11 protein-coding genes are annotated in these 10,033 nt (G+C 71.8%); 5 read left to right on the top strand and 6 right to left on the bottom strand.

The annotated features are described in order from the left end of the window. Positions 1 to 22: 22 nt before the first annotated feature. On the bottom strand, positions 23 to 1,021 hold the full coding sequence (locus ACWEIJ_RS23000; RefSeq protein ID WP_449839260.1) for a zinc-dependent alcohol dehydrogenase family protein: 999 nt from the start codon (positions 1,019 to 1,021) through the stop codon (positions 23 to 25). Between the two features lie 104 nt (positions 1,022 to 1,125). On the opposite strand from ACWEIJ_RS23000, the gene ACWEIJ_RS22995 reads away from it, so the two are divergent. Then, the gene (locus ACWEIJ_RS22995) at positions 1,126 to 1,926 is read left to right on the top strand and encodes a helix-turn-helix domain-containing protein (RefSeq protein WP_449839259.1); all 801 of its coding nucleotides are present in this window, start codon (positions 1,126 to 1,128) and stop codon (positions 1,924 to 1,926) included. Positions 1,927 to 1,946: 20 nt separating this feature from the next. Here the strand turns inward: ACWEIJ_RS22995 and ACWEIJ_RS22990 are convergent, their stop codons facing one another. Genes ACWEIJ_RS22990 through ACWEIJ_RS22975 form a run of 4 tightly spaced genes read right to left on the bottom strand, consistent with a single transcriptional unit; the run spans position 1,947 to position 4,985 of the window. Next, the gene (locus ACWEIJ_RS22990; RefSeq protein WP_449839258.1) at positions 1,947 to 2,438 is read right to left on the bottom strand and encodes a cupin domain-containing protein; all 492 of its coding nucleotides are present in this window, start codon (positions 2,436 to 2,438) and stop codon (positions 1,947 to 1,949) included. 6 nt (positions 2,439 to 2,444) lie between these two features. Beyond that, positions 2,445 to 3,413 (bottom strand): cysteine synthase A, encoded by a 969-nt coding sequence (gene cysK, locus ACWEIJ_RS22985; protein WP_449839257.1) that lies wholly within the window; start codon positions 3,411 to 3,413, stop codon positions 2,445 to 2,447. Between the two features lie 22 nt (positions 3,414 to 3,435). Beyond that, entirely contained in the window at positions 3,436 to 4,077 is a 642-nt protein-coding gene (gene epsC, locus ACWEIJ_RS22980; RefSeq protein ID WP_449839256.1) for a serine O-acetyltransferase EpsC, read from the bottom strand. After that, positions 4,074 to 4,985, bottom strand: a complete 912-nt coding sequence (locus ACWEIJ_RS22975; protein WP_449839255.1) for a DMT family transporter — start codon at positions 4,983 to 4,985, stop codon at positions 4,074 to 4,076. The genes epsC and ACWEIJ_RS22975 overlap by 4 nt, the downstream gene beginning before the upstream one ends. A 126-nt stretch (positions 4,986 to 5,111) precedes the next feature. Here ACWEIJ_RS22975 and ACWEIJ_RS22970 point away from each other — a divergent pair, with 126 nt between their 5' ends. After that, complete coding sequence (locus ACWEIJ_RS22970; protein ID WP_449839254.1) at positions 5,112 to 5,627, top strand: hypothetical protein; 516 nt, start codon at positions 5,112 to 5,114, stop codon at positions 5,625 to 5,627. Here the strand turns inward: ACWEIJ_RS22970 and ACWEIJ_RS22965 are convergent. After that, the gene (locus tag ACWEIJ_RS22965) at positions 5,624 to 8,443 is read right to left on the bottom strand and encodes a BTAD domain-containing putative transcriptional regulator (protein ID WP_449839253.1); all 2,820 of its coding nucleotides are present in this window, start codon (positions 8,441 to 8,443) and stop codon (positions 5,624 to 5,626) included. The genes ACWEIJ_RS22970 and ACWEIJ_RS22965 overlap by 4 nt on opposite strands. Positions 8,444 to 8,518: 75 nt before the next feature. On the opposite strand from ACWEIJ_RS22965, the gene ACWEIJ_RS22960 reads away from it, so the two are divergent. Genes ACWEIJ_RS22960 through ACWEIJ_RS22950 form a run of 3 tightly spaced genes read left to right on the top strand, consistent with a single transcriptional unit; the run spans position 8,519 to position 9,790 of the window. After that, entirely contained in the window at positions 8,519 to 8,887 is a 369-nt protein-coding gene (locus ACWEIJ_RS22960) for a hypothetical protein (protein ID WP_449839252.1), read from the top strand. After that, a complete protein-coding gene (locus ACWEIJ_RS22955; protein WP_449839251.1) occupies positions 8,871 to 9,362 on the top strand; it encodes a Chromate resistance protein ChrB in 492 nt (163 codons plus the stop codon). The genes ACWEIJ_RS22960 and ACWEIJ_RS22955 overlap by 17 nt, the downstream gene beginning before the upstream one ends. Beyond that, entirely contained in the window at positions 9,359 to 9,790 is a 432-nt protein-coding gene (locus tag ACWEIJ_RS22950) for a chromate resistance protein ChrB domain-containing protein (protein WP_449839250.1), read from the top strand. The genes ACWEIJ_RS22955 and ACWEIJ_RS22950 overlap by 4 nt, the downstream gene beginning before the upstream one ends. The last annotated feature ends 243 nt before the right edge of the window (positions 9,791 to 10,033 follow it).

The following is a 10,033-nucleotide window of genomic DNA, read 5'->3' as shown; positions in this document are numbered from 1 at the left end:
GGCGGCCACCCGCCGGCACCGGTCAGCCGACCGTGATGACCACCTTGCCCAGCGGCTGCTCGTCCTCGTAGTACCGGAACGCCCGCACGGCGTCCTCGAACGCGAACTCCCGGTCCAGCACCGGCCGAAGACCGCCGGCCTCGATCGCGCGGTTCATCGCCCGGAACTGGGCCTGACTGCCGACGGCGATCGACCGCACGCTCGCACCGGAACCGAACAGCAGCCTCGGATCGAGCGCCGGCACGTCACCACCGACGAACCCCACGAGCGCCACCTCCCCGGCCACCGCCACCGCGCGCAGCGACTTCGGCAGGTCGCCGACCACGTCGACCACGCGGTCGGCCCCGCGGCCATCCGTCAGTTCGCGCACCTCGGCCGCCCAGTCCGGGGTGCTGCGGTGGTTGAGCACCTCGTGCGCTCCCAACGCCTTCAGCCGACGCGCCTTGTCCTCGCCGCTGGTGGTCGCGATGACTCTGGCGCCGAGCAGGGCGGCGAACTGGGCCGCGAAGAGCGAAACACCACCGGTGCCCAACGTGACGACCGTGTCGCCCGCGCGCACACCGGACAGCGCGTTCCACGCCGTCACCGCGGCACACGGCAGCGTCGCCGCCTCGGCGAACGACAGGTGCCGCGGCACCGGCACCAGCGCGGATTCGGGCAGCACCACGAGCTCGGCCAGCATCCCGTCCAGCGACCCGCCGAGCTGAGGCAGGTGCTCCGGCCCGAACGGGCCGTCCAGCCAGCTGGGGAACAGCCCCGCGGTGACCCGGTCGCCGACCTGGGTCCGGTGCACGCCCGGTCCCAGCGCCACCACCTCCCCGGCGCCGTCCGACACCGGGACCAGGTCCGGCTTGACCGGGAGCACGTAGGTGCCGCGCAGCACGAGGAGCTCCCGGAAGCTGAGCGACACCGCCCTCACCGCCACCAGCACCTCACCCGGTCCCGGCACCGGCACGCGTTCCTCGCGCAGCGTCAACCCGTCGATGCCCGCACCGCTCGTGGCCCGCCAGCTGCGCGTCATTTCACTCACATCTGTCATGAACCGATCTTGTGACCTGCCGTGACGCCGGACAATTCCCCGCGGGGAATGGGCACGCGCCACCACGACCGGCTAGGAAGGACCACGTGCCCACGATCGAGAACCACACCGCCCTGGGCAGCGAGCTGCGCCGGTGGCGCGACGCGCGCCGCATCAGCCAGCTGGAGCTGGCTTCGAGGGCGGGCACCACCCAGCGGCATCTGAGCTTCGTCGAGACCGGGCGCTCGCTGCCCGGTCGTCCTCTCGTGCTGCGCCTCGCCGAGTCGCTGGACCTGTCGCTGCGGGAGCGCAACGCGTTGCTGGCCGCGGCCGGGTACGCACCCGCGTTCAGCGAGACCGACCTCGACGACCCCCGCATGCGCCCCGTGCGGGAGGCGCTGCACCAGGTGCTCACCGGGCACATGCCCTACCCGGCGCTGGTGGCGGGCCCGCTCGGGCAGCTCGTCGCCGCCAACGACGCCATCGGCCTGCTCACCGAGGGCGCCGCGCCGGAACTGCTGGCCCAGCCGGTCAACATCTGGCGCCTGGCGCTGCACCCGGACGGCATGGCCGCCCGCGTGCAGAACCTGGCCGTCTGGGGCAGGCACGTGATCGAGGGCCTGCGCGCCAGGGCGGTCCGTCATCCCGATCAGCGGCTGGGCGAGCTGATCCGCGAACTGTCCGGGTACCTGCCGGACGCGCCACCGCCCGGCAGGGACTACCTCGGTTTCGCGGTCCCGTTGCAGCTGCGCACACCGGACGGCACACTGCGGCTCCTCACGACGCTGACGTCGTTCGCCACCGCCGTCGACGTGACGCTCGCCGAGCTGCACCTGGAGGCCTGGCTGCCCGTCGACGAGAGCACCGCGGACATCCTCCGGCGACGAGCAGCCCGCGTGCGGGAGTGAAGGCGGACACCCTCAGGCCGTCAGTGCCGGCCCCACCCCGGCACGGTGCCGTCGATGTCCACTTCGAACTGGTCGTACTTCGCCATCAGGGTCAGCAGCTCGTCCTCGGTGGGCTTGTTGCCGTCCGCGTACATCTCGGCGAGGCCGCGGAAGTACTCCTCGCGGTTGAGCGCGGGGGTGAAGATGATGAGCATCTTGGCCTGGTCCTGGTACGGGTTGCGGAACCCGTGCGACACCCCCATCGGCACGTTGACGTACGTGCCCGGCGGCGCGGCGAACGTCTTGCCGTCGAGGTGCAGCTCCACCATGCCGTGCAGGACGTAGAACGCTTCCAGCTGCTCGTTGTGCACGTGCGGCGAGGCGCCGGGGGCTCCGGGGTCCATCCGGTGCTCGTACAGGCCGAGCTTCCCGTCGGTCTCGCTGCCCTGGGCCTTGAAGGTGGTGTGGGTGGTGGTGCCGATCTGCACCGACTCGCCCTCGCCGGGCAGCAGGATGCGGGACAACTGCGTCATGTCTGTTCACTCCTCGTTGATGGCCGAGCCGGCAGCCGGGTCGTCCTGGTTGAACCACGACAGGTACCGCTCGCCCGTGTCGGGGAACACGGTGACCAGGTTCCTGCCCGCGTACTCGGGGCGGGAGGCGAGCACGCGGCAGGCGTGGGCCGCCGCGCCGGAGGAGACGCCGACCAGCAGTCCCGCGGTGCGCGCGAGTTCTCGCGCCGTGCGGAAAGCGTCCTCGTTGGACACCGGCAGGACCTCGTCGATCAGGTCGACGTCGGTGGTCGGCGCGACGAAACCGCCGTTGAGGCCGGGGATGCGGTGCAGGCCGCCCCACCCCTGGCTGAGCACCGGGGAGTTCTCCGGTTCCACCGCGACCACGCGGATCGCGGGGTTGCGCTCCTTCAGGTACCGCGCGGTGCCGCTCAGCGTGCCTCCGGTGCCCACGCCGCAGACGAAGACGTCCACCTCGCCGTCGGTGTCGTGCCAGATCTCCGGTCCGGTGGTCGCGTGGTGCGCGGCGACGTTGTCGGAGTTCTCGTGCTGGCAGGCGAACCAGGACCCGGGCCGTTCGCGGTGGATCTCCTCGGCCTTGGCGATCGCCGCCGCGTAGCCCTGTTCGTACGGCGTCAGCACGATCTCCGCGCCGAACGCGCGCAGCAGCTGGAGGCGCTCGGTGGTGGCGCTGTCCGGCAGGACGATCACGCACCGGTATCCGCGGGCCGCGGCGATCGCCGCGAGGGAGATGCCCGTGTTGCCCGACGTCGCCTCGACGATCGTGCCGGAGCCCCTGGTGAGCTGTCCGCGCTGTTCCGCGCCGTTGATCATGTAGAGCGCGGCGCGGTCCTTCACGCTGGACAGGGGGTTCGCCATCTCCAGCTTGGCGTGCAGGTTGGCGGTGGTGACGCCGAGGTCGAGCCGGACGAGCGGGGTGCCGCCGATCAGGTCCTCGACGGACCGGGCGAGCGGCTGGCTGAGTCGGGTGTTCACGAACGCTCCGATCGGTTGGTGGTCACCAGCTCGGGAAGACCGCCGCGCCCTTGTGCCGCTGGCCGGCGACCACGACGGACTGGCGCGGCCTGGCGGTCTTCGCCACGCTGCGGCTCGACCTCAGGTTCGGGATGGAGAACGGCGCCAGGACGCGCGAGTCCGCCGGCACGTCGCGGATCACGAGGGCCTGCGCGCCCACCACGGAGTCGTGGCCGACGGTGATCGGGCCGAGCAACGTCGCGTTGGCGCCGACGACCACCCGGTCACCGAGCTTCGGGTGCCGCCGGGCCCCTTCCGGGCGCTGGTTGTCGTGCCACCACCCGACCGCGCCGAGCGTCACCTGGTGGAAGATCGTGACGTCGTCGCCGATGACCACGGTCTCGCCGATGACCACGCCGGCGCCGTGGTCGATGAAGAAACCGCGACCGATCTCGGCACCGGGGTGGATCTCGATGCCCCCGGTCAGCAGCCTGGCGACGACCATGACGAGCCGGGCGCTGCGCCGGTGCCCCCGCAGGTGCAGCCAGTGCGACACGCGGTGCCCCCAGACCGCGATCACCGTCGGGTGCAGCAACGCCTCGCTGCGCGACGCGATCGACGGGTCGCGGTCCAGGACCACGTCCAGGTCCGCGGTGAGCACGCGGAGCAGCGCCCTCGGGGTCACCGGGAGGCCCCCGCGTTCACCGGGTCGCTCCTGCGCAGCTGCCCGAGCCGGTTCTCCGCGTAGGCCACGCCGACCAGCACCACGAGACCGCCGGCCAGGAGGTTCCACGTCACGGGCTCGCCGAGGAACAGCACGCTGATCAGCACCGCGAACACCGGCACCACGTAGTTGACCGCCGACGCGGTGGTGGCGCCGACGTCCCCGATCAGCCGGAAGTACAGCACGTAGGCCAGACCGGTGCTGACCAGGCCGAGGACGACGATGCTGAACATCACCGAGCCGGTCAGGGCGGGCACGCGCCAGTCGAGGAACGGGGTCACCAGCGCCTGCAGCACCGCCGCCGAGACGAGCTGCGACGCGGCCAGCGACAACGGGGCCAGGCCGAGCGGCGAGAGGAACTTCCGGACGTACACGAACCCGACCGCGTAGCTGACCGCCGCGCCGAAGCAGGCAATGCGGCCGCTGAGCGAGCCGAGCGACTCGTGCCACGGTCCGATCACCAGCACCACGCCGACGAAGCCGATCCCCAGACCGATCGCCTTGCGCGCCGTCGCCCGTTCGGTCGGCAGGGCGGCCGTGGCGAGCGCCAGCGTCAGCAGCGGGCTCGCGCCGATGAGGACGCCCGCGATGCCGGCGCCCGTGGTCTTCTCGCCGTAGGACAGCAGCAGGAACGGGATCACGTTGCCGAACAGGCCGGCGGCGCCGATGTGTCCCCAGACCTGCGCGGACCTCGGCAGCGCGACCTTGCGGACGGCCACGATCGTGAGCAGCACCGCCGCGCCCAGGACGAGTCTGCTGAGCACGAGCTGCCCCGGTGTCAGGCCTTCCAGGGACACCTTGATGAAGGTGAAGCTGCTCCCCCACAGCGAGGCCAGCAGCAGGAACCGGGCGACGGATGCCTTGTCCATTGCATCTCGATTCGGGTCATCAGTCAGTAGTCCGGCCAGTTCAGCAGGTGCGGCTAGGGCGCTGGTAGAGCCGACCGCGCAGTTGCCCGCCGGGCGCTCCCGCCGATCTTGGTTAGGCTGGCGGTCGTGTTCGGGAAGAAGAAGCGCGCGGGTGGGCTGCCGCGCTGGGCCGGCCCGTTCTACCTGGCCGCGGGCGCGATCACGCTCGTGTGGGCGGGCGTGCTGTTCAACGACTTCCTGAGCGCGCCTGCCCGCTGCCCGGACACCAAGGCGCGCTGCGGCGCGTTCCTGACCACCTCGTTGCGGCAGTACACGCTGTCCTGGGTGGTGTTCGACATCGCGCTGGCGGCGATGCTGGTGGTCACCGGCTGGCTGGCCATGCGGCGCCGCGACCACGTGCAGTTGCCCGCCGCGGTCACCGGCGCGCTGTTGTTCGTCGACGCCTGGTTCGACACCATGTCCAGCCCGCGCCGCGACCGGCCGCTGGCCTGGGCCCAGGCGTTGTTCGTCGAGCTGCCGCTCGGCGTGCTGTGCCTGTGGATCGCCGGGCGGGCCGAGCGCAACCGCAGGCAACGCCTGGAGAACGCGTTGCGGCAGCTGGCCGAGGCCCAGCAGGACGAGCCGAGCGCGGACAGGACCTAACCGGCCCGTTGCGCGATGCGGCCCGCCGCGTGGTGCAGGTTCTGGCCGCGGTAGAGGTCGATGGCCTCCTGCCAGCACTCCTGCGCGCGCTCGTGGTCGCCGAGGTCGCGGTGCGTGTCTCCCAGCGCGGCGAGCGTGCCCGCCTGCCGGTAGGTGTTGTCGAGCTCCCGCCACAACGCCAACGCGCGCCGGTGGTGGTGCAGCGCCTGGCGGTGGTCACCGGTGTTGCCGGCGATCGCGCCGAGGCTGTCCAGGCTGTCGGCCTGGCCGTAGACGTCGTTGTGCCGCACGCACAACGCCAGCGCGGACTCGCTGAAGCGGCGCGCGCGGTCGTGGTGGCCGAGCCGGGTGTACGAGGCGCCCATCAGGCTCAGGACGCGGAACTCCCATTGGGTGTTGCCGAGCCGCCGGTACAGGTTCCTCGCCTCGGTGAGGTGCACGAGTGCGGCCAGGTCGTCCTTCTGCCAGTTCAACGCCATCGCCAGCACGAGGTGCGCGCCCGCCTCGCCGAGCGTGTCGCCGATCCGCGCGGACAGCGCCAGCGACCCCCGCAGGTGCAGCAACGCCTCCTCGTCGAGGCCCAGCGGCGCGTACACCAGGCCGAGCCGCCGGTGCGCGCGGGCCTGCACGGCGAGGTCGCCCAGCCGTTGCGCGGCGGCCAGACCCGCCTGCCAGGACGTGATGTTGTCGTGCAGGTGCCCGCGCCGGTAGTGGTAGTTGTCCAACGACCAGGCGAGCTGCCACACCGCCGTGTCCCAGCCCGCGTGCTGCGCCGCGGTCCGGGCGGCGAGCACGCAGCGGTGGTTGGCGTCGAACCACGTCATCGCGTCCGCACTGCTGGACAGCGGGTGCGGGACGCAGTCGGCCGCGTCGAGGGTGATCGGCGGGTGTTGCTGGTCGAGCAGCCTGCTGCCGTTGTGCGCGGTGTGCAGGTAGTAGTCGACGACCTGCCGCACCGCTTTGTGCCGCAACGCTTCCGGCTCGTCGGTCACCGCCACGGCCTGGGCGTGCTGGCGGACCAGGTCGTGGAACCGGTAGCGGCCGGGCGCGGGTTCCTGCAGCAGGTGGTCGTCGACGAGGCTCTCCAGCAACCGTTCCGCCTCGGCCAGGTCGATGCCGGCGAGCGCCGCGGTGGCGCGGGCGTCGAAGTCCGGGCCCGGATGCAGGCCGAGCAGCCGGAACACCCGTTGCTGCGGCGCGTCGAGGTGCTCGTAGGACAACGCGAACGCGGCCGCCACGCTGCGGTCCCCCGCTTCGAGCTCGGTGAGCGGGAAGTGCGCCTGGCGCAACCGGTTCTCCAGATACCGTGCCGTCCACGCGGGACGGGCGCGCAGCCGGGCGGCGGCGATGCGGATCGCCAGCGGCAGGTATCCGCACAACGCCACGACCTCGTACACCGCGCACAGGTCGCGATCGCCGCCCGCGACACCGGTGAACAGGGCGACCGCGTCCTCCTCCGGCAGCACGTCCAGCGACACGACCTGGGTGGCGTCGAGGTCGACCAGGCGGCGCCGGCTGGTGATCAGCGTCAGGCTGCGCGACGTGCCGGGCAGCAGCGGACGGACCTGCGCGGCGTCGGCCGCGTTGTCCAGCACGACGAGCACCGAACGCGTGGCCAGTTCGGCCCGCCACAGCGCGGCCCGCGCGTCCGGGTCCTGCGGAATCCGTTCCGGCGGCACACCGAGCGCCCGCAGCAACGTGTCCAGTGCCGTCATCGGCGAGACGGGCGGCTGGTTCGACGCGTGGCCGTGCAGGTCGATGAACAACCGGTCGTGGTAGTCGTCGGCGAACCGGTGCGCCGCGTGGACGGCCAACGTCGTCTTGCCGACGCCGGCCATGCCGTCGATCGCCTCGATCACCACGGCCTGCCGTCCCGTGGCCCGCGCGGCCGCGAGCAGGGTGAGCTCGGCGTCGCGGCCGGCGAAGTCCGCGATGTCACCGGGGAGGTCGTCGCGGGCCGGTTCGTCCGGTGCCGCGGCCGGCACGCCGAACAGCCGGGCGTCGTTGTCCAGCACCTGCTGATGGATCTCCGCGAGCCGCACCGAAGGGTCGAGCCCGAACCGTTCGACCAGCACGGTCCGGGCGCGCAGGTAGACGTCGAGCGCCTCGGCCTGCCGGCCCGCCCGGTACAACGCGGTCATCAGCTGTCCCCACAGGCGTTCCCGGCCGGGGTGCTGCTCGGTCAGTGCGGTCAGTTCCTCGACGAGCACCCCGCCCGCGCCGGTCGCCAGGTCGGCGTCGACGCGGTCCTCGACGGCCCCGAGGCGCAGGCTCTCCAGCCGGGCGGCCTCGGTGCGCAACACCGACGTCGCGGTGAACTCGCCGTACGCGTCACCCCGCCACAGCGTCAACGCGAGCGACAGGTGTTCGGCGGCGTTCGCGGGCTGACCGGCGGACAGCGCGTCCCGACCCGCTTCCACGAGCCGTTCGAACCGGCGGGCGTCCACGACGTGCGGTTCCAGCTTCAGCACATAGCCCGCGGGATGCGTGACGATCAGGCGGTCGAACGCGAGCGCGCGGCGCAGCCGCGAGACGTAGCTGCGCACGGTGCGATGCGCGTCGGGCGGGGCTTGCGGGCCCCACAACGCGTCCACCATCGTGCCGACGCTCGTCACCCGGCCCGCGTTCGCGGTCAGCACCGCGAGCAGCGTCCGGATCCGCGGGCCGCCCAGGTCGAGCACCTCGTCGTGCACGCGCACCTCGAACGGGCCCAGCACCTGGAACTGCGGCTGTGCTGCGGCGAAGTCCGTTTCCACGCTGTAGAAGGAGATCGTCGGGAGGGCGGGGATACCACTGCGCCGAAACTGCCGGTCCACGCCATCACGGCTCCTTCACCGCACGGCTGGCAGAATGCAACCCCGGTTGCACCACCTGGCGGAAGGAGTGTCCAGATGCTCAGCTGGTCCACCGTCGCCTACGGCGCCGCGCTGTCCGCGGTCCTGGCCGCCGTCCTCGTCGCACTGCTCGTGCCACGACGCCGGGTCGGCGTCGTGCTGACCGCGGGCCTCGCCGCCGGGCTCGGAGCGGCCGCCTGGAACGCGATCCTCAACACCGTGCACGCCCCCGGTTTCTTCACCGACGCGCCCATCCGGGCGTTCCCCGTCAGCTGGCAGGACACCGGCAGCGGCGTGTTCGCCGTCGCCGTCGCCGCACTGCTGCTCGGACTCGGCCCGCAGGGCGGCGACTCGGGCCGGCGGGTCGCCGTCGTCGCGCTGCTCGCCGGGATCGCGGCCCTGGTGGTCGATGTCTACCTCTACTGACCAGCCCGGCACGTGGGTGCTGCTGTCCCACCGGATGCCGCGCGAGCCGTCGACGCCGCGGATCACCGTGTGGCGCAAGCTCAAGCGGCTGGGCGTCGCGCAGATCTCCGACGGTCTCGTCGCGTTGCCGGCCGATGCGCGCACGCGCGAGCAGATCGACTGGATCGCCGAGGAGATCGTCGACAACGGCGGCACCGCGACGGTCTGGCTGGCCCGGCCCGCGAGCATCGGCCAGGAGCGCGACCTCGCGCGGGCGATGGCCGATGCGCGCGCGGCCGAGTACACCGCCGTGCTCGAAGAGGCCGCGCGGGCGACGCGGCTACCGGAGGCCGACCGGCAGCGCGTGATGCGCAGGCTGCGGGCCGAGCTGCGCCGCATCCACCGCCGCGACTACTTCCCTCCCCCGCAACGCAACGCCGCCATCCGTGCGGTCAACGCGCTGCACCCCGACCACGGCCAGAGGGACACCGCATGAAGTGGGCCACCCGCGCGGGCATCCACATCGACCGCGCCGCCTGTGCCTGGCTGATCCGGCGGGTGATCGACGCCGACGCCGAGTTCGTCTTCCTCACCGACCCGGCCGGGGTGCCCGTCGGCGCCACGCCGTTCGACATGCGCGGCGTCGAGCTCGGCCACCACGGCGGCGACTGCAGCTTCGAGACGATCCTGCGCCGTTACGAGATCGGCGATCCGGTGCTGTGGCGCATCGCCGAGATCATCCACGAGGCCGACCTCGACGACGAGCGCTACGACGCCCCTGAGGCGCGCGGCCTGGACGTGGTGCTGCGCGGCCTGTCGATGATCGGCGACGACGAGCACACCCTGGCGGTCGCCGTACCGATCTTCGACGGGCTGTACGAGTACTTCCGCCGCGAGGGGATGCTCGGCCGCGAACCGTCCTGACCGGCCATTGTAAAAACGTTGGCATCGGCATGCCCTATGACTGCCCGCCAGAGCGCTAAACAGCTCGTAAGCGGATGAGCCATCAATGCACGAGTGCCCATTTGTGAACCAAATGGGAATCACAACAATCGGTCGAACAACACTGGGCCGACGACCGTAGCGTGCAGGTTTCCTTGTTGTATGGCAAGCACAAAACCGCAGGTGAAGTGCCGTGGCGAATTCTTGTAGCTCAACTATCGACGA

It is taken from the genome of Lentzea sp. NPDC004789, assembly GCF_053601075.1.
Note: the sequence above shows the minus strand (reverse complement) of the source record. Positions and strands in the feature narration are given on the sequence as shown.